13 protein-coding genes and 2 pseudogenes are annotated in these 19104 nt (G+C 70.3%); 3 read left to right on the forward strand and 12 right to left on the reverse strand.

The genetic code is table 11. The features are described from left to right. Positions 1–78: 78 nt before the first annotated feature. From OO68_RS14755 to betA, 6 genes are all read right to left on the reverse strand, one after another. A complete protein-coding gene (locus OO68_RS14755) occupies positions 79–2517 on the reverse strand; it encodes a GcvT family protein (RefSeq protein ID WP_033308803.1) in 2439 nt (812 codons plus the stop codon). Between the two features lie 227 nt (positions 2518–2744). Further along, positions 2745–3707, reverse strand: coding sequence for an ABC transporter substrate-binding protein (locus OO68_RS14760; RefSeq protein ID WP_033308804.1), 963 nt, complete (start codon positions 3705–3707; stop codon positions 2745–2747). Positions 3708–3720: 13 nt separating this feature from the next. After that, positions 3721–5730, reverse strand: coding sequence for an ABC transporter permease (locus tag OO68_RS14765; protein ID WP_033308805.1), 2010 nt, complete (start codon positions 5728–5730; stop codon positions 3721–3723). Then, positions 5730–6818 carry a quaternary amine ABC transporter ATP-binding protein gene (locus OO68_RS14770; protein ID WP_033308806.1) on the reverse strand — a complete coding sequence of 363 codons (1089 nt, stop codon included), beginning with the start codon at positions 6816–6818 and terminating at the stop codon, positions 5730–5732. The genes OO68_RS14765 and OO68_RS14770 overlap by 1 nt, the downstream gene beginning before the upstream one ends. Positions 6819–6837: 19 nt before the next feature. Beyond that, a complete protein-coding gene (locus OO68_RS14775) occupies positions 6838–8307 on the reverse strand; it encodes an aldehyde dehydrogenase family protein (protein WP_033308920.1) in 1470 nt (489 codons plus the stop codon). A 196-nt stretch (positions 8308–8503) separates the two neighbouring features. Continuing rightward, positions 8504–10165: a choline dehydrogenase gene (gene betA, locus OO68_RS14780; protein ID WP_033308807.1), complete on the reverse strand. Its 1662-nt coding sequence runs from the start codon at positions 10163–10165 to the stop codon at positions 8504–8506. 208 nt (positions 10166–10373) lie between these two features. Between betA and OO68_RS14785 the strand changes: the two genes are divergently transcribed. Next, positions 10374–11120, forward strand: coding sequence for an IclR family transcriptional regulator (locus OO68_RS14785; protein ID WP_033308808.1), 747 nt, complete (start codon positions 10374–10376; stop codon positions 11118–11120). A gap of 70 nt (positions 11121–11190) precedes the next feature. On the opposite strand, the gene OO68_RS14790 is transcribed toward OO68_RS14785, so the two are convergent. The 6 genes and pseudogenes from OO68_RS14790 to OO68_RS14815 form a co-directional block, all read right to left on the reverse strand. Further along, positions 11191–12321: an aromatic ring-hydroxylating oxygenase subunit alpha gene (locus tag OO68_RS14790; RefSeq protein ID WP_033308809.1), complete on the reverse strand. Its 1131-nt coding sequence runs from the start codon at positions 12319–12321 to the stop codon at positions 11191–11193. Positions 12322–12412: 91 nt separating this feature from the next. Then, positions 12413–13576 carry an NAD(P)/FAD-dependent oxidoreductase gene (locus OO68_RS14795; RefSeq protein ID WP_078625306.1) on the reverse strand — a complete coding sequence of 388 codons (1164 nt, stop codon included), beginning with the start codon at positions 13574–13576 and terminating at the stop codon, positions 12413–12415. Continuing rightward, positions 13573–13935: a bifunctional 3-phenylpropionate/cinnamic acid dioxygenase ferredoxin subunit gene (locus OO68_RS14800; RefSeq protein WP_033308811.1), complete on the reverse strand. Its 363-nt coding sequence runs from the start codon at positions 13933–13935 to the stop codon at positions 13573–13575. The genes OO68_RS14795 and OO68_RS14800 overlap by 4 nt, the downstream gene beginning before the upstream one ends. A 152-nt stretch (positions 13936–14087) precedes the next feature. Continuing rightward, positions 14088–15080 (reverse strand): annotated as a pseudogene (folP, locus tag OO68_RS42255) (dihydropteroate synthase). Positions 15081–15166: 86 nt separating this feature from the next. Then, positions 15167–15802: an MBL fold metallo-hydrolase gene (locus OO68_RS14810; protein ID WP_033308812.1), complete on the reverse strand. Its 636-nt coding sequence runs from the start codon at positions 15800–15802 to the stop codon at positions 15167–15169. Next, positions 15802–16887, reverse strand: a complete 1086-nt coding sequence (locus OO68_RS14815; protein ID WP_033308813.1) for an S-(hydroxymethyl)mycothiol dehydrogenase — start codon at positions 16885–16887, stop codon at positions 15802–15804. Before OO68_RS14815 ends, OO68_RS14810 begins: the two co-directional genes overlap by 1 nt. A 253-nt stretch (positions 16888–17140) precedes the next feature. On the opposite strand from OO68_RS14815, the pseudogene OO68_RS14820 reads away from it, so the two are divergent. Beyond that, positions 17141–17494 (forward strand): annotated as a pseudogene (locus OO68_RS14820) (ATP-binding protein); the annotation flags it as partial. Between the two features lie 275 nt (positions 17495–17769). Further along, a complete protein-coding gene (locus OO68_RS14825; RefSeq protein WP_033308815.1) occupies positions 17770–18921 on the forward strand; it encodes a S1 family peptidase in 1152 nt (383 codons plus the stop codon). The last annotated feature ends 183 nt before the right edge of the window (positions 18922–19104 follow it).

Below are 19104 nucleotides of genomic sequence, written 5' to 3' on the forward strand. Positions count from 1 at the left end.
CAACGAGGCTGTGCTGGAACGGCCTTAGGGGGCGCGGGGAACTGCGCGACAAGCCACGACGCACCCGCAGACGACGACTCAGCCACGCAAACGGGACATGGTGGGGTCGAAGAGAGGCTCCTCAGCCACCACGGCCTCAACAGACTGGTCGAAGTACCCGATGTGCAGAACGGTCCCCGGAGCGGCCAGCTCCACCGGCAGCCACGCATAGGCAATGCCCTTGCCGATCGTGTAGCCATAAGCCGCACTGGTGACGTACCCCACCGCACAGTCCCCGTCGTACACCGGCTCCTTGCCCATGACGACGGCCTGAGGGTCGTCGATCGTGAGACAGGTCAGCTTCCGCCGGACATCGGCCTTGCGCCGCTCCAGCGCCGCCTTCCCGATGAAGTCGTCCTTGTCGAGCTTCACGGCGAAGCCCACCCCGGCCTCGTACGGGTCGTGTTCGTACGTCATGTCCGTGCCGAAGGACCGGTAGCCCTTCTCCAGACGGAGACTGTTGAACGCGCCGCGCCCGGCCACGATCCCGCCCAGCGGCTCGGCCGCCCGCCACAGCGTGTCCCACAGCTTCAGGCCCAGATCCGCCGTGGTGTACAGCTCCCAGCCGAGCTCGCCGACGTAGGACAGCCGCATCGCGGTGACGGGCACGGAGCCGATGTGGGCGCGCTTGGCGCGGAAGTACTTCAGGCCGGTCGCCGAGAAGTCGGCGTCGGTGAGCGGCTGGAGGACGTCGCGGGCGCGCGGCCCCCACAGGCCGATGCAGCAGGTGCCGGGGGTGATGTCGCGGACCTGGACCGTGCCGTCGGCGGGGAGGTGGCGGGTGAACCAGTCGAGGTCCAGGTTGCCGTTGGCGCCGACCTGGAAGAGGTCGGGAGACAGCCGGGCGACGGTGACGTCGCTGCGGATGCCGCCGTCGTGGTCGAGGAGCAGCGTGTACGTCACCGAGCCGACGGACTTGGCGACCTTGCCGGTGCACAGCCGCTCCAGGAACTCGCCGGCGCCGCGCCCGCTGACCTCCAGCCGCTTGAGGGCCGTCATGTCGTACAGGGCGACGGTCTGCCGGGTGGTCTGGGCCTCGGCGGCGACGATGGGCGACCAGTACCGCGCGGCCCAGTCGTTGGGGGTGATGATGGAGCGCCCCTCGACCAGGTTCGCGTTGGCCTCGTACCACTGCGGCCGCTCCCAGCCGTTCGCCTCCAGGAAGAAGGCGCCCAGCTCCTGCTGGCGGGTGTGGAACGGGCTGGTGCGGATCGGGCGCGGGTCCCCCGACGGCTGGAGGGGGTGGAGGATGTCGTAGACCTCGACGAAGTTCTGGCAGTCGCGGGCCAGTACGTACTCCGGTGAGAGCTGGTGCGGCTCGAAGCGGTTGACGTCGCACTCGTGCAGGTCGAAGGAGGAGCAGTAGCCGTCGACGAGCCACTCGGCCATGGCCCGACCGACGCCGGCGGAATGCGTGACCCAGACGGCCTCGGCGACCCAGAAGCCCTTGACGTCCGGGGATTCGCCCAGCAGGGGCAGGCCGTCGGTGGTGAAGGAGAACAGGCCATTGATGCCTTCGTCGACCTTGGCGTCCTGCGTCGCCGGGAGCAGTGACTGCGTCTCGGTCCAGGCCTCCTCGAAGTCCTCCTCGGTGAACTTCAGGACGGACGGCATCTCGTCGGCCTCGTCCACGGAGAGGATGTCGTCGGCGGAGACGGACATCGGGCGGTGGCCGTAGTAGCCGATGCCCAGGCCGTCGAAGCGGTCGCGGTAGTAGAGGTCGGCGTCCTGGTGGCGCAGGATCGGGCGGACCGCCTCCTGCGTCTGTCCGGCCAGGGCGGGGACCGGGCCCGTCCAGGCGAGCTGGTGGGCGAGCGGGGTGAGCGGGAGGTTCATGCCGGCCATGCGGGCGATCTTCGGGCCCCAGATGCCGGCGCAGCAGACGACGATGTCGGCGGGGATCTCGCCCTGGTCGGTCAGGACGCCGGTCACCTCGCCCTCGGCCTGCCGGACGTCGAGGACTTCGTGGCGGGCGAGGAAGCGGACGCCGCGCTCGGTGGCCCGGCGGATCTGCGCCTCGACGGCGAGGACCGCTTTGGCGAGGCCGTCCGTCGGCACGTGAAGGCCGGCGAGGACCCTGTCCGGGTTGACGAGCGGGTGCTGTGCGACGCACTCCTCGGTGGACAGCAGCCGGGACTCGATGCCCCAGGAGGCGAGCCAGCCGTGGCGCCGATGGAGTTCGGTGACGCGCTCCGGGCTGGTGGCCACCTCCAGGCCGCCGACCTGGAGGAAGCAGGGCTGCCCGTCGACGTCGAGGGAGCAGAACTTCTCGACGGTGTAACGGGCCATCTCCGTCATGGTCTTGGAGGGGTTGGTCTGGAAGACCAGGCCCGGGGCGTGCGACGACGAACCCCCGGTGGCGGGCAGTGGGCCCTGGTCGACCACGGTCACTTCGGTCCAGCCGCGCGCGGAGATCTCGTCGGCGAGCGCCGCCCCCACCACGCCCGCTCCGATGATGACCACCCGGGGTCCCGCCATCGCCGCACCTCCGACGTTGAAAGCGATTCAGTTGCTGTCTACGCAACAGGGTTCAGGTTGCGCAACTCAATGTGCCCGCCGCGCATCGGCGTGTCAAGAGGTCCGCGACGCCGGAAAATCACCCGGGCGCGGCGGGGAGGAAGTACCGCAAAACCACGAGGCCCGGCAGGCTGACGACACAGCCTGCCGGGCCTCTCCGGCCGGACTCACACGGGCGTTACCGCGCGCTACTTGATCCAGGCGTCGACCTTGCCGCGGTTGGCCTCGACCCACTTCTTCGCCGCGGCCTCGGGCGCCATCTTGTCCACCGCGATGTACTTGGCCACGGTGTTCTGGTCGTCGTTCGTCCAGGTGAAGTTCTTCACCAGGTCATAGGCCGGGCTGCCCGACTTGGCGAACTTCGCACTGACGATCTTGTCGAGCTCGTACACGGGGTAGTCACAGGCGACCTTCTCCGCGTCGGCGTCGCAGCCCTCCTTGTATTCGGGCAGGCTGACCTTCTTCAGCGGCACCTCGGACATGAACCACTGCGGCTCGTAGAAGTAGCCGATCACCCACTGCTTGTTCTTCTCTGCGTTGCGGTAGGCCTGGATGAGCGCTGTCTCACTGCCCGCGTACACCACCTTGAAGTCCAGCTTGAGGTTCTTCACCAGCGCCTCGTCGTTGGTGACGAACGACGGGTCGCCGTCGAGGAGCTGCCCCTTGCCGCCCGACTCCGAGGTCTTGAACTTCGACGCGTACTTGTCGAGGTTCTTCCAGTCGGTGATGTCCGGGTGCGCCTTCGCCAGCCACGGCGGCACGTACCAGCCGATGAGGCCCTTGTTGCCGGTCGGGCCGGCCTCGACGGCCGTCTTCTGGTCGGTGATGTACTTCTTCTTCAGGTCGTCGTGGCCCCAGTTCTCCACGACGGCGTCGACCTCGCCCGTGCCGAAGCCCTGCCAGGCGATCTCCTCCTTGAGGTCCTTCTGCTCGACCTTGCAGCCGAGGTCGTGCTCGGCGACGTACGCGAGGACCGCCGCGTTCGCCTCGTAGCCGACCCACGGGTTGATCGCGAGGTTGAAGGTGCCGCACTTGCCCGAGCTGCCCGAGCCGGCCGCGCTGTCGTCGCCGACCTTCGCGCCCCCGCAGGCCGTGAGGGTGAGGCCGAGGACGGCCAGGCCGGCCGCGCCGGCTCTGAAGTGTCGTGCCATGGTGAGGTGCTCCTTATGCTCCGGCGCGGCGAGCCGCCGCCTGAGTGATCCGGTCGAACATGACTCCGAGCAGGACGATGGCGAGTCCGGCCGCCAGCCCCTTCCCGTACAACTGGCCCTGCGAGAACCCGGCCACGACGTCGTAGCCGAGGGCGCCCGCTCCCACCAGGCCGCCCACCACGACCATCGACAGCACGTAGATCAGGCCCTGGTTGGTCGCGAGGGTCAGGGCTCCGCGTGACATCGGCAGCTGCACCTTGGTGATGATCTGCCAGGTGTTGCATCCGGTGGACATCGCCGCTTCCACGGTGGTCCCGGGCACGGCCCGCACCCCATCGGCGATGATCTTGATGGCGACGGGTGCCGCGTAGACGACCGCGGCGACGATCGCCGTGAACCGTGTCGCGCCGAACAGCGCGAGGAACGGCACGAGATAGACGAACGGCGGCATGACCTGGGCCGCGTCCAGGGATGGCCTGAGCAGCCGGTCGACGAGCGCGCTGCGCCCCATCCACACCCCGAGGACGACACCGAGCAGCATCACGAGCACGGTCGCCACCGCGGTGGAGGCCAGGGTCGTCATGGCGTCCGACCACACGCCGGTGGCGATGAGCAGACCCACGCACACCGCGGAGGTGGCCCCGGCACGCCATCCGCCGAGCACCGTGCCGAGCGCGACGAGGGCTGCGCCCACGAGCCACCACGGCGAGTCGGTCAGCAGGGTCTGGAAGGGGTTCAACAGGCCGTTGGTGAGGGCGTCGCGGAAGGCGTTGGTCAGACCCGACAGGTTGTCCTGTGCCCAGGTGGTCACGTCGGTGGCCGCCTTGGCGATGGTGCTGCCGGTGCCGCCCTCGCCGGGGAACTCGGCCGCCCACAGATAGGTGTGCGACAGGTACACCAGGACCGCGGCCACCACTCCCCCGGCCACCAACAGGTGCCGCCGCCACTTGAGGAAGGGACTGTCCGAGCCCCGGGCCGTGTCGGCCCGTCCGCTCGCGGCGGTGGTGACCCGGTCGAGCACGATGGCCAGGACGACGATGGCCAGTCCGGCGTTGAACGCCGTGCCGACGTCCAGCGACTGGAGGGCCTGGACGACGGTCGCCCCGAGGCCGGGGGCGTTGATCAGGGCCGCGATGGTCACCATGGCCAGGGCGGCCATGATGGTCTGGTTGACGCCCATCACCACGGTCCGCTTGGACATCGGCAGCAGGACCTTCAGCAGCGCCTGGCGCCGCGTCGCGCCCATCGAGTCCGCCGCTTCGACGGTGGTCTCGGGAACCGAGCGGATCGCGTGGGCGGTGATGCGGATCGCGGGCGGCGCAGCGTAGATGGCCGTCGCGATGGTGGCGGAGGCCGGGCCGATCAGGAAGAACAGGGTCAGGGGCGCCAGATAGACGAAAGTCGGCATCGTCTGCATGAAGTCCAGGAACGGCGTCACGACCCGGTTGAACCGGTCGGACAGTCCGGCCCACACCCCCAGGGGAAGCGCGAACAGCAGTGCCACGAAGACCGCTGAGAGGGTCAGCGCCAGCGTGTCCATGCTCTCCTGCCAGAGGCCCTGGAGGCCGAGGAAGGTGAAGCCGGCGACGGCCAGCAGCGCGACCCGCCAGTTGCCCAGGGCCCAGGAGACGTAGCCGGCGATGCCCACGACACCGAGCCAGCCGATCTGCGGAACCGGGCGGCCCGCGGTCGGCTGCGAGATCAGCTCCTGGACGAAGGTCACCAGGGTGTCGATGACCAGGCGGATCTCGTTGAAGAAGTAGAGGAAGAGCGGGTTGGAGTTGCGGTTCGCGCCGATGGAGTCGTTGACGTCGTTGAACCACCGGTGCAGGTCGGTCAGATCGGCCGCGGCGAGCGACAGGGTCTGCTTGCCGCGCAGCACGGCGAAGAGGACGAGCCAGACGACCAGGATCGCGCCGACGCTCATCGAGCGGCTGGCCGTGGGCGCCCGCCGGGCGGGAGCGGGCGGCTCCTCGTTCCCGGTTCTCTGCGGTCTCTGCGTCTTCTCTACGGCGACGGTCATCAGGCGTCGCCTTCCTGCCCGGCGACCACCGCGAGGATCTCCTCGTCGCCGACGATGCCGAGCAGTTTGCCGTTCTCGACGACCTTGACCGGCTTCTCGGCCGCGAGCACCGCCCGCGTGGCCTCCTTCACCACGACGTCCGGGCCGAGCTCGGGACCGTCTAGGGGGTCGTCCGGCTCCGCCGGGCGCATGATCCACCGCAGGGTCAGCACGTCACCGCGGGGCACGTCCCTGACGAAGTCGCGTACGTAGTCGTCCGCGGGGGCGCCCACCAGCTCGTCGCCGGTGCCGCACTGGACCATCCTGCCGTCGCGCATGATGAGGATGCGGTCGCCCAGGCGCAGTGCCTCGGACAGATCGTGGGTGATGAACACCATCGTCTTGCCGACCTCGTGGTGCAGACGGACGACCTCGTTCTGCATGTCCCGGCGGATCAGCGGGTCGAGCGCCGAGAACGGCTCGTCGAAGAGGAGGACGTCGGGGTCGCCGGCCAGGGCGCGGGCGAGGCCCACGCGCTGCTGCATGCCGCCGGAGAGCTGGTCGGGGTAGGAGCTCTCGTAGCCCGAGAGGCCGACGAGTTCGACGACCTCCAGCGCGCGCCTGGTGCGCTCGGCTCTGCTCATACCGCGGATCTCCAGGCCGAAGGCCACGTTGTCGACGACCCGGCGGTGCGGCAGCAGCCCGAAGTGCTGGAAGACCATGGAGAACTTGCTGCGGCGCAGCTCGCGCAGGCGGCTCGCGTCCGCGTCGCGGATGTCCTCGCCCTCGAAGAGGATCTCGCCGGCGGTGGGTTCGATGAGCCGGGTCAGACAGCGCACCAGGGTGGACTTGCCGGAGCCGGACAGGCCCATCACGACGAACACCTCGCCGGGCGCGACCTCGAAGTTCACGTCGCGCACGGCGGCCGTGCATCCGGTGCGGTCCATCAGTTCGCGGCGGGTGAGTCCGCGCAGTTCCTCGGAGCCGGGCACCTGGGCCGCCTTGGGCCCGAACACCTTCCACAGGTCGCGTACGGAGATGACCGGGGTGGGTGCCGAGTCCTGGGGGGTGTCGCGCCGCCGCGACGCCTCGGTCGTTGCTGGGGTCATGTTCGACCTCTTTCGGCGTTCAGCCGCGGAACCAGTGCTGCGGCCGGGGTTGGATGTTCTGCCAGATGTGTTTGGGCTCCCGGTACTCGTCCAGGCCCGTCGGTCCCAGCTCCCGGCCTACGCCGGAGTGCCCGAACCCGCCCCATTCCGCCTGCGGCACATAGGGGTGGTAGTCGTTGATCCACACCGTGCCGTGGCGTAGCCGGCGGGCGACCCGCTGGGCCTTGCCGGCGTCCTGCGTCCAGACGGCGCCGGCGAGTCCGTACACGGTGTCGTTGGCGATGCGTACGGCGTCGTCCTCGTCGGTGAAGCGCTCCACGGTGAGGACGGGCCCGAAGGACTCCTCGTGCACCACGCTCATGTCCTGACCGCACGCGTCGAGCACGGTCGGCGGGTAGTAGTGGCCGTCGGCCAGGGCCGGGTCGCCCGGGCGTTCACCGCCGCAGCGCAGGACGGCGCCCTCCGCGAGTCCGGCCGCGACGTACGCCTCGACCTTCGCCAGGTGCTGGGCGGAGATCAGCGGGCCGGTGTCGGCCTGCGGGTCGAAGGGACCGCCGAGGCGGATCAGCCGGGCGCGGCGGACCACCTCGTCGACGAACCGGTCGTGCAGCGCGTCCTCGACGATGAGCCGGGCGCCGGCCGAGCAGACCTGGCCCGAATGCAGGAAGACGGCCGTGAGCGCGAAGTCCACGGCCGTCTCGAAGTCGGCGTCGGCGAAGACGACGTTGGGATTCTTGCCGCCGAGCTCCAGCGCGACCTTCTTCACGGTCGCGGCGGCGGTGGCCATGATGCGTCTTCCGGTGTCCAGGCCTCCGGTGAAGGAGACCATGTCGACGGCGGGGTCCTCGGCGAGCGGTGCTCCCACGTCGGGCCCGGCCCCGAGGACGAGGTTGGCGGCGCCGGCCGGAAGTCCTGCCTCCGCCAGGGCTCTCATCAGCAGGATCGAGGTGGAGGGGGTGAGTTCGCTGGGCTTGAGGACGATGGTGTTGCCGGCGAGGAGGGCCGGGGCGACCTTCCAGCTCGCCTGGAGCAGCGGGTAGTTCCAGGGGGTGATCAGTGCGCACACGCCGATCGGCTCGTACACGACGCGGCTGACGGCGTCGTCGCGGCCGGTGTCGATCACCCGGCCGGCGTCGGTGCCGCCGAGCCCTCCGTAGTAGCGGAAGCAGGAGACGACGTCGGCGATGTCGTACTCGCTCTCCACCAGCCGCTTGCCGGTGTCCAGTGATTCGGCGCGGGCGAACGCGTCGGCGTCGCGTTCGAGGATGTCGGCGGTGCGCAGCAGCAGCGCGCCGCGTTCGCGTTCGGGGGTGCGCGGCCAGGACCCCTCGTCGAAGGCCCGGCGGGCCGCGGCGATGGCCGCCTCGGTGTCGGGGCGGGTGCCTTCGGACACGGTCACGGAGAGTGTGCCGTCTGCGGGGCAGCGGATGTCCCGATGGCCTCCGGCCACGGGATCCCGCCACTTTCCGTCCACGTACAGGTCTGCCACGTCGGGGCCCTTCGAGCGAATCGCGTTGCGCATCGCGCACCGCATTGCTTGTGGTGGAACACTCTGGAGAAGGCGGGAACCCACGTCAAGGGGTTGGCCGATGACGGTTTTACCAAGGAGGCAACCCATGGAATCCGACGCCGACCAGCCCGGACCACCGGATTTCCGGGCTGGTCGGCTGTCTGAAAACAGTGGGTTACGCGGATGCTTCGCGGTGCCGGTAGTACGCGGCCCCGGACGGCGGCAGCGGCTCCTTGCCGAGGATGAGGTCGGCCGCCTTCTCCGCGATCATCATCACCGGCGCGTAGATGTTGCCGTTGGTGATGTAGGGCATCACGGAGGCGTCGACGACCCGCAGTCCCTCCATGCCGTGCACGCGCAGGTCGGCCGGGTCCACGACGGCCATCTCGTCGGTGCCCATCTTGCAGGTGCAGGACGGGTGCAGCGCGGTCTCGGCGTCCTTGGCGACCCAGGCGAGGATCTCCTCGTCGGTCTCCACGGACGGGCCGGGCGAGATCTCCCCGGCGTTGTACGGGGCCATGGCGGGCTGGTTGAGCAGCCTGCGCGCGACCCGGACGGCCTCGACCCACTCGCGGCGGTCCTGGTCGGTGGAGAGGTAGTTGAAGCGCAGCGCGGGGTGCTCGGCGGGATCCTTGCTCTTGATCTTCACCGAGCCGATGGCGTCGGAGTACATGGGCCCGACGTGCACCTGGTAGCCGTGTCCGCCGGCCGGGACGGAGCCGTCGTAGCGGACCGCGATGGGCAGGAAGTGGAACATCAGGTTGGGGTAGTCCACGTCGTCGTTGCCGCGGACGAAGCCGCCCGCCTCGAAGTGGTTGGTCGCGGCCGGGCCCGTACGGAAGAGCCACTGCAATCCGATGAAGGGGGCCCGCCACTTCGCGAGGTACGGCTGCATGGAGACGGGCTGCTTGCAGCCGTACTGGATGTACACCTCCAGGTGGTCCTGGAGGTTCTCGCCGACGCCCGGCAGATCGTGTACGACGTCCACGCCGAGCGCCGCGAGCTCTTTGGCGTTGCCGACGCCGGAGAGCTGGAGGAGTTGCGGGGAGTTGATCGCGCCGCCGCAGAGGATGACCTCACCGGCCCGCACCCGCTGGGGCCTGCCGCGGCCGTGCCGGTACTCGACGCCGACGGCCCGCTTGCCCTCGAAGAGGACGCGGGTGACCAGGGCACGCGTGGTGACGGTCAGGTTGGGGCGCTTCCGCACGGGCTTGAGGTAGGCCTTCGCGGCCGACAGCCGACGTCCGCGGTGGACATTGCGGTCGAACCTGGCGAAACCTTCCTGTCGATAGCCGTTCACGTCGCTGGTGGGGGCGTGTCCCGCTTCCTCGGTGGCCTTGAGGAAGGCCTCGAAGAGCGGGTTGGTCCCGGGACCCCGTTCGAGGACGAGGGGGCCGTCGTGGCCCCGGAACTCGTCGTCCGGGTCGGCGGCCAGGCAGTTCTCCATCCGCCGGAAGTACGGCAGACAGTGCGCGTAGTCCCAGGCCCCCATGCCGGGGTCGGCCGCCCAGCGCTCGTAGTCCATGGGGTTGCCGCGCTGGAAGATCATGCCGTTGATGCTGCTGGAGCCGCCGAGGACCTTGCCGCGCGCGTGGTAGACGCGTCGGCCGCCCATGTGGGGCTCGGGTTCGGACTCGTACTTCCAGTCGTAGAAGCGGCTGCCGATCGGGTAGGTCAGTGCCGCGGGCATGTGGATGAAGACGTCCCAGGGGTAGTCGGGTCTGCCCGCCTCCAGCACCAGGACCCGGTTGCCGGGATCCGCGGAGAGCCGGTTGGCCAGTGCACTGCCGGCCGATCCACCACCGACGATGACGAAGTCGTACTGCAAGTCAGCCATGAGGCCTCGTCTCGCTCGCGCCGTAGAGAATGCGCGGCATGCTAGTACCGGTATCTCTATGCGCACCAGGTTGCGGACAACGCAACTTCGATTTTCTCGGGCCAAGGCCGTGACCTGCACCGCTGTCGGCTATGTTAATCGCCCGTATAGTTGCGTTGTGAGCAACTACCATCCAGATACCGAAACGACAAGTGCGCCGACCGGCGGGGTGCAGTCGGTCGACCGGGCCATCACCGTGCTGGAGATCCTGGCCCGGCGCGGCGAGGCCGGCGTCAGCGAGGTAGCCGCCGAGATCGACGTCCACAAGTCCACCGCGTTCCGGCTGCTGGGCGCCCTGGAGGTGCGCGGCCTGGTGGAACAGGCGGGCGAGCGCGGCAAGTACCGCCTCGGTTTCGGCATCGTCCGTCTCGCCGGCGCGGTCACCGGACGCATCGACATCACCCAGCAGAGCCGCCCGGTCTGCGAGCGTCTCGCCGAGGAGATCGGCGAGACCGTGAACCTCGCCGTGATGCAGGAGAAGTACGCGATCAACCTGTACCAGGTGCGCGGTCCGGGCGCCGTCACGGCGTTCAACTGGGTCGGCCAGCTGACGCCGCTGCACGCCACCTCCAGCGGCAAGATCCTGCTGGCCCACATGCCGGCGAAGGAGCGTGCCGCGCTGCTGTCGGACGCGGGCCTGAAGAAGATGACGCCCCACACCCTGACGGCGAAGACGAAGCTGGAGAAGAACCTGGCCGAGGCGCTGGAGCGCGGCTACTCCTGGACGCTGGAGGAGTTCGAGGCGGGGCTGCACGCCATGGCCGCCCCGGTCCGCAACCGCGACGGCGAGGTCATCGCGGCGATCAGCGCCTCCGGACCGGCCTACCGGCTCACCGAGGACCGGATGCACGACCTCGCTCCGGTGCTGGTCAAGGGCGCGGACGAGATCAGCCACCGGATGGGCTACCTGGGCTGAGCCGGCCGCGCCGCCTGCGCCGGCCGACCTTCGCGGCGGAGGCCGGGAGCCGGGACGCCGGGAGCCGCTGTTACTGCGGCCGCCCCGCGCCCAGGCGTTCCTGGACGAAGGTGTGGAACTCGCCGATGTGGTGCTCGCTGGGCACGAGGACCCCGCCCTTGGCGTAGAGCCGGGAGCTCATAGCGGGCTGGCAGCGCTCGCAGGCGTCGAAGTCCTGCCGGTTGACCCGGTCGAAGAGCTCCACCGACCGGCTGACGTCCTTGCCGCTCTCGACGACGTGCTTGAGGTAGAGCCAGTCGCACTCGACGATGGTGCGGTCCGCGGCGACCGGGTACATCCGGTGGAAGATCACGTGGTCGGGCACGAGGTTGATGAACACCTGCGGTCGGACGGTGATCGCGTAGTAGCGGCGGTCCTGGTCCTCGGTGACGCCCGGGATGCGGTCGAGGCCCTCCGAGCCGTCGACGGTGAAGCCCTTGACGTCCGCGCCGAACTCCGCACCGTGTCCCACGTAGTACTGGGCGGCGTAGCCGTCGGCGAACTCGGGCAGCACTTCGGTGAGTTCGGGGTGGATCGTCGCGCAGTGGTAGCACTCCATGAAGTTCTCGACGATGAGCTTCCAGTTCGCCCGGACGTCGTAGACGATCCGTCTGCCGACGTCGAGGTCCTCGATGCCGTAGTGCTCGATCGACTCGGTGTCGCCGAGACGCGCGACGACGTCCTGCACGACCTCGTCGAAGGGGGGCGGGTTCTCGGCGAGGCACACCCACACGTAGCCGAGCCATTCGCGCGTCGCCACGGCTGCCAGGCCGTACGCGGTGCGGCCGACGTCGGGCATCTTGGTGAGGTTGGGCGCCGCGACGAGTTTGCCCGTCAGGTCGTACGTCCAGGCGTGGTAGGGGCATTGGAAGGCGCGCTTGACCTCGCCGCTCTCCGCCGTGCAGAGCTTGGCCCCGCGGTGCCGGCAGACGTTGAAGAAGGCGCGTACGGACTGGTCACGTGCACGGGTGACGAGGATGCTCTCGCGGCCGACCTGGACGGTCCGGAAAGCCCCGGGAGCGGCGAGGTCGGCGGAGCGCACGGCGCAGAACCACATCGCCTCGAAGATGTGCTCCTGCTCCTGGGCGAAGACCCCGGGATCCGTGTAGGCGGAGCCGGGCAGGGTGGCGATGAGACTTTCCGGCAGGCCGGTCGAGGTCACAGTGCACTCCTCGGAGAAACGTCGTGGGTCGGGCATGCACGCGCCGGGACGAGCTGCACCGGACGTCGTCGGATCAAGGAGCAACGCCCATTCAGGGCGTGTTGGCCGCGAGCTGCTTGCGCCAGCGCATGAACAGCCGGGGCTGGTTCATCCCGAGGACGGCGACCGGGTGACCGGCACGCCGGTAGACGGCCAGGACGTCACGGTCGTCCGCGGCGCCTTCCTCGATGGTGACGCTGTCGGCACGGGACGCGTTGCCGGCGAACTGGATCTTCACGCCGTACTGGTCGGACCAGAAGTACGGCGGCCTCGGTACGCCCGGTGTGGACTCGCCCCAGGAGAGCAGGGCGGCCACGGCCGCGTCGGGGCGTTCCCGGGCGCCGGTCCAGTGCTCGACACGGCGATGGGTGCCCGCGCGCGGGTCGTACCAGGAGGCGCAGTCGCCGACGGCGACCACCCCGGCCAGGCCGGTACGGCCGTCCGCGCCGCACTTGACGCCGTCGTCCAGTTCGACACCGGAGCCTGCCAGCCAGTCGACGCAGGGGCGGGCCCCGACGCCCACGACGACGATGTCGGCGGGGATGCTGCGCCCGTCTTCCATGAGGACGGCGTCGACGCGGGTCTCGCCGCTCAGCCCCTTGACGCCCACGCCGCACAACAGGCGCACTCCGTGGTCGGCGTGGAGGCCGGAGACGATGCCGCCCATGGTCGCACCGAGCGGTCCGGCCAGGGGGGTGGGCGCCGCCTCGACGATGGTCACGTCCAGGCCGAGCGCGCGGGCGGTGGAGGCGACCTCGGCACCGATGAAGCCGCCGCCGATCACGACCAGGCGCCCGCCCCGGGCCAGTTCGTCCCGCAGGGCGCGGGCGTCGTCCAGGGTGCGCAGGGTGTGCACACCGGCCAGGCCGTCCATACCGGGCAGGGTGCGGGCGGAAGCGCCGGTGGCGATGACGATGCCGTCGGCTCTCACCTGCCGGCCGTCGGTGAGCCGCACGGCGCGGGGTGTGGTGTCGAGTCCGGCGGCGCGGGCGCCGAGCAGCCACTCCGCTTGCAGGTCCTCGTCGTCCGGCTCCAGTGCCAGATCGGCTTCGCCGATGCCGCCGGTGAGGAACTCCTTGGACAGGGGCGGCCTGTCGTACGGACGGTGGAGCTCGTCGCCTATGACGACCAGCCGTCCGTCGTAGCCCTGCTTTCGCAAGGAGCGCGCCGCTGACAGACCGGCCAGCGACGCGCCCACCACGGCGACCGTCCTCACGCGACGCCCCCGGCGAGCCGGGCGGCGATGCAGGGAGGCAGGTTCGGGGCTGCCGTGGACAGCCGGACGTAGATCATGCCGTCCTCGACGAAGACCTCGTGCGTGCGCACCGGGAGCTTGGCCGGCGGGGCGTCGACGGCTCCGGACCTGAGGTCGAACTTCGAGGCGTGCAGCGGGCATTCGACCTCGCGCCCCTCCAGCCAGCCGTCGGCGAGCGAGGCGTCCTGGTGGGTGCACGTGTCGTCGATGGCGAAGAGTTCGCCGTCGTCGGTGTGGAACACCGAGACCGGCGGGTCGATGTCGAGCCTGTGGGCCTCGCCTCGGGGCAGATCCACGAGACGGCACGCGGGAATCATCATGACACCTCGGTGCGTATAGCGAAACGGATTGCGGTGAACGCAACGTCAGTTTGAGGGCGCCCACAAACCCTTGTCAAGGAGTTCACGGGCCGCTCGACTCCCCTATTTTTCGTTGCGCGATACGAAACGATCTGCACCATAGGAAACGCAGGTCAGAGCTGGGCACCCCTCAGGACCGGGGCGCCGACGACAGTTTCCGGAGCGTTCTCGAGACTCCAGCGGGCGGTCACGCGCACCGCGTCGGCGGTCGAGGCGACATCGTGGACGCGGACGCACCAGGCACCCTGCGCGGCGGCCAGGACCGACACCGCGGAGGTGGCGGCGTCCCGCAGGTGCGCCGGGCGGGGCCGGCCCGTCTCCGGGTCCCTCAGAAGGTGGCCCAGAAACGTCTTCCGTGCGGCGCCCACCGGAACGGGCCGGCCGAGTGCGGCGGTGACCTCCCGGAGGCGGCCGAGGAGCCGCCAGTTGTGCTCGGCGTGCTTGGCGAAGCCCAGCCCCGGGTCGACGACGAGACAGTCCGGTGGGATTACGGCGTCCACGGCCGCTTCGACTCTCGCCCGCAACTCGTCGACCACGTCGGTGACGTCGTCGTCGTAAACGGCGTGCGCCTGCATGCCGGCGGAGTGCCCGCGCCAGTGCATCAGGACAGGGCGTGCCCGCCCATGCCATCAGCGGCAGCATCGCCGGTCGGCGAGTCCGCCGGAGACGTCGTTGACCAGAACGGCGCCGGCCTCGACAGCTCGGGCGGCGACCTCGGCCCGCATGGTGTCGACACTGGCCTTCGCGCCCGCGGCGGCGAGCGCGCGGACGACCGGCAGGACGCGCCGCAGTTCCTCCTCGACCGGCGGGCGCGTGGCGCCGGGGCGGGTCGACTCGCCGCCCACGTCCAGGATGTCCGCGCCCTCTTCGAGCGGTGCGAGTCCGTGCGCGAGAGCCCGGTCCGGATCGAACCACCGCCCGCCGTCGGAGAACGAGTCGGGCGTGACGTTCACGATGCCCATCACCAAGGTCCGCTCCAGGCGCGGCAGACCCCGCGGGGAAGGGACGGGAGCGGCCCGGTCGGTCCGGGCGGCGGTGCTCATGCGACGCGGGGCGGGGCGAGGGGAGGCACGGGAGTCATCATGGGCTGGCCCACCTCGTTGCATATGGAGGAACGATGTGCGATGCGCGCAACGAGTGTGGGGATGCCGCGCCGGCCCTGTCAAGGCTGGCCGGCACGGCGGTGTTCGTGTCACCAGCCGCGGGCGGCCCACTCGTCCAGATGCGGGGCTTCCGCCTCGATGGTGGTCGTGTCGCCGTGTCCGGTGTGCACGACCGTCTCGCCGGGGAGCGTCAGCAGCCGGTCGCCGATCGAGGTGATGATCGTGCCGAAGTCGCTGTACGAGCGCCCGGTCGCGCCGGGACCTCCCGCGAACAGCGTGTCGCCGCTGAACAGAGCCCGGAGGTCGGGGGCGTACAGGCACACGGCCCCGGGGGCGTGCCCGGGCGTGTGGAGGACGCGTAGTGCGGTGCCCGCGACGACGAGTTCGTCGCCGTCGGCGAGGGGGCCGTCGGGGCGCCGGTTCGGATGCACCGTCTTCCACAGCACCTGGTCGTCGGGGTGCAGCAGGACGCGCGCGCCGGTGGCGAGGGCGACGTCCGGTGCCGCGCGCACGTGGTCGTCGTGGGCGTGGGTGCACACGACAGCCGACAGACGGCGGTCACCGACGGCCTCCAGGACGGCGTCGGAGTCGTGCGCCGCGTCGATGACGACCACCTCGTCGTCGTCACCGACGATCCAGACGTTGTTGTCGACGTCCCAGGTGCCGCCGTCGAGACTGAACGTCCCGCTCGTGACGAGGTGTTCGATGCGCGGTGCGCCGGCCATCACAGCACCACCACGGAGCGCAGCACGTCGCCGCCGTGCATCTTCTCGAAGGCCTCCTCCACATCACCGAGGCCGATGGTCTCGGTGACGAACGCGTCCAGGTCGAACCGGCCGCCCAGGTACAGGTCGATGAGAGCCGGGAAATCGCGCGAGGGGAGGCAGTCGCCGTACCAGCTGGACTTCAGCGCGCCGCCGCGGCCGAAGACGTCGAGCAGGGGCAGCTCCACCTTCATCTCCGGGGTGGGCACGCCGACCAGGACGACGGTTCCGGCCAGGTCCCGGGCGTAGAAGGCCTGCCGGTACGTCTCCGGGCGGCCGACGGCCTCGACGACGACGTCCGCACCGAAGCCGCCGGTCAGTTCGCGCACCGCCTCCACCACGTCACCCTTGGTGCCGTCGACGGTGTGAGTGGCCCCCATGGTCAGGGCACGGTCCAGCTTGCGTTGGTCGATGTCGACGGCGATGACCTTGGACGCGCCGGCGAGCCGGGCGCCCGCGACGGCGGCCATGCCGACCCCGCCGCAGCCGATGACGGCGACGGAGTCACCCCGCCCGACGGCGCCGGTGTTGACGGCGGCACCGAAGCCCGCCATGACACCGCATCCGAGCAGCCCGGCTGCCGCCGCCGGGGCCGCCGGGTCCACCTTGGTGCACTGTCCGGCGGCGACCAGGGTCTTCTCCGCGAAGGCGCCGATACCGAGGGCGGGCGAGAGCGGGGTGCCGTCGAGCAGCGTCATCGGCTGCGTCGCGTTGTGGGTGGCGAAGCAGTACCAGGGCTTGCCCTTGCTGCATGCCCGGCACTGGCCGCACACGGCACGCCAGTTGAGGATGACGAAGTCCCCGGGCTCGACGCCGGTGACCCCCTCCCCCACCGCCTCCACGCGACCGGCCGCCTCGTGTCCCAGAAGGAAGGGGAACTCGTCGTTGATCCCGCCCTCGCGGTAGTGGAGGTCGGTGTGGCAGACGCCGCAGGCCTCGACCTTGACCAGCGCCTCGCCCGGACCGGGATCGGGGACGACGATCGTCTCGACGGAAACCGGGGCGCCCTTCTTCCGGGCGACGACGGCACGTACCTCGTGAGCCATGAGCTGCTCCTCAGACGGGAAAGTCGCGCGGGTGCGCTGCTTCGAGAGTTGCCTCATCAGATACACGCACCGCTATACGCAACTGAGCATCGGGGAGGAGGACACCGGGGGTCAAGGGGTCGACCGGTACCGGACAGACTCGGCGGATGCAGCGCGCGGGCCGCGAGTCCGCCAGTGCCTTCGAGCCCCCCATCAGCAGCACGGCCGCGACCAGACCGGTCAGCGCACCCCAGCCTGGACGTCGGCACGGCTCTTGGACGATCTCGTACTCACCACCGAGCTGCTCGTGAGCGAGCTGGTCGGCAACGTCGTCCGGCATGCCAGGGACCCCGTGCGCCTGCGACTGCTGCGCAGCCGCTCGCTGATCTGCGAGGTCTACGACGGGAGCCTGACCACCCCCCGGATCCGCCACGCCGGCCGCGCCGACGAGGGCGGACGAGGCCTGCAACTGGTCGCCGCCCTGTCCCGGCGCTGGGGCGCCCGCAATCTCCACGACGGCAAGTACATCTGGACGGAGCAGGACCTCGAACCGGGCCAGGCCGCCGGGGTGCCGGGCGGCCCGGACCGAGAGGAAGTCCGGAGGGGCGACGATCACCCTCGGGGGTGAGACATGCCCCGGTGACCCGCTGAAGCCGTCAGCCGGGGGCCGGGGCCGGGCTTGCGCCGAGCCGGGTGTTGTCCCTCACTTGGGGCGGAGGGCCCTACCCGCGGTCATGTGTATGCAGCTCCCGATCCAGCATCCGCGTCCGGCCTCACAGACGGCCGAAACGCTGGCATAGACCTTTTCGTGCTCCACGGCTAGGCTCTGCCGCGCGCACCACGAGAGCGCTCTCAGGCTCTGCTGTTCCACCCCACTCTGCTGGAACAACGAAGGGGCATCCCTTGAGACGCACCACAGCTCTGCGTACCGCACTGTCCGGGCTCCTCCTCCTCGGCACCTGGACCGCCGCCGGCGCCCTGCCCGCTTCCGCGGCGGACACCCCCGCACGCTCCACCGAAGCACCCGCCTCCCCCGCTCTCCTGTCCGCGATGCAGCGCGACTTGGGGCTGACCCGGGAGGCGGTCGAGGCACGGCTGGCTGCGGAGAAGACCGCGTCAGCCGTCGAACGCGAGGCCCGCAGCGCCGCCGGTTCCTCCTACGGCGGCTCGTGGTTCGACGCCGGCCGCGGCGAACTCACCGTCGCCGTCACCCGTGCCGAGCGGGCCGACGCCGTACGCGCGACCGGAGCGACCGTACGCCTCGTGCGGTACGACGCACGGCAGCTCGATGCGGCGAAGCAGCGCATCGACGCACTGTCCGCGCCTGCCGGCGTGGGCAGTTGGCACGTGGATCCGAAGGCCAACAAGGTCGTCGTGAACGTCGTCGACGGGCACCGGGACGACAACGATGTCCGGGCCTTCCTGGCCCGGGCCCGCGAGGCCGGTCCCGTGGCGGTCCGGCAGACCCCCGCCGCGCCGCGTACCTTCGCCGCCGGCACCGTGGGAGGTGACCCGTACTACACCGGCAACGTCCGCTGTTCCATAGGCTTCTCGGTGCACGGCGGCTTCGTCACCGCCGGGCACTGCGGCTCGCCGAGCGCGGCCGTGTACGGCTGGGACCGGTCCTACATCGGCAACTTCCAGGGGTCGTCGTTCCCGGGCAACGACTACGCCTGGGTGAACGTGGGCAGCGGCTGGTGGACCGTGCCGGTGGTGCTCGGCTGGGGCACCGTTCCCGACCGGCTCGTGCGCGGCTCCGCCGAGGCCCCGGTGGGCGCCTCCGTCTGCCGTTCGGGCTCCACCACCCACTGGCACTGCGGCACCGTCCTGGCGAAGAACGAGACGGTGAACTACAGCCAGGGTGCCGTCCACCAGATGACCAAGACCAGCGTCTGCGCCCAGCCCGGTGACTCCGGCGGATCCTTCATCAGCGGGGACCAGGCCCAGGGCGTCACCTCCGGCGGCTGGGGCAACTGCAGCAGCGGCGGCGAGACCTGGCACCAGCCCGTCAACGAGATCCTCAACAGGTACGGGCTGCGGCTGCACACCGCCTGACCACGGAACGGCACACCGTGCGGTGGACGTGCTGTCCGGCGGACAGCACGTCCACCGCACCATCGGCTTTCGCCGTCGTAGGTGACGAACCCATGCCTCCCCGAGCCGCCACGCCGTACGTGGCCCGATCGCCCCGTAGGCCCTGGGACACCGCGCCGTCCCGGTCACTTGGGCCTGGCGTCC

The organism is Streptomyces iakyrus, from assembly GCF_000717055.1.
In the GTDB taxonomy this organism is placed as follows: Bacteria; Actinomycetota; Actinomycetes; order Streptomycetales; family Streptomycetaceae; genus Streptomyces; species Streptomyces iakyrus.

Excerpts from the sequence above, each read along its gene's own strand:
- OO68_RS14755 (WP_033308803.1), bottom strand. The coding sequence starts at position 2,517 with ATGGCGGGACCCCGGGTGGTCATCATCGGAGCGGGCGTGGTGGGGGCG.
- OO68_RS14760 (WP_033308804.1), bottom strand. The coding sequence starts at position 3,707 with ATGGCACGACACTTCAGAGCCGGCGCGGCCGGCCTGGCCGTCCTCGGC.
- OO68_RS14765 (WP_033308805.1), bottom strand. The coding sequence starts at position 5,730 with ATGACCGTCGCCGTAGAGAAGACGCAGAGACCGCAGAGAACCGGGAAC.
- OO68_RS14770 (WP_033308806.1), bottom strand. The coding sequence starts at position 6,818 with ATGACCCCAGCAACGACCGAGGCGTCGCGGCGGCGCGACACCCCCCAG.
- betA (WP_033308807.1), bottom strand. The coding sequence starts at position 10,165 with ATGGCTGACTTGCAGTACGACTTCGTCATCGTCGGTGGTGGATCGGCC.
- OO68_RS14800 (WP_033308811.1), bottom strand. The coding sequence starts at position 13,935 with ATGATGATTCCCGCGTGCCGTCTCGTGGATCTGCCCCGAGGCGAGGCC.
- OO68_RS14810 (WP_033308812.1), bottom strand. The coding sequence starts at position 15,802 with ATGGCCGGCGCACCGCGCATCGAACACCTCGTCACGAGCGGGACGTTC.
- OO68_RS14815 (WP_033308813.1), bottom strand. The coding sequence starts at position 16,887 with ATGGCTCACGAGGTACGTGCCGTCGTCGCCCGGAAGAAGGGCGCCCCG.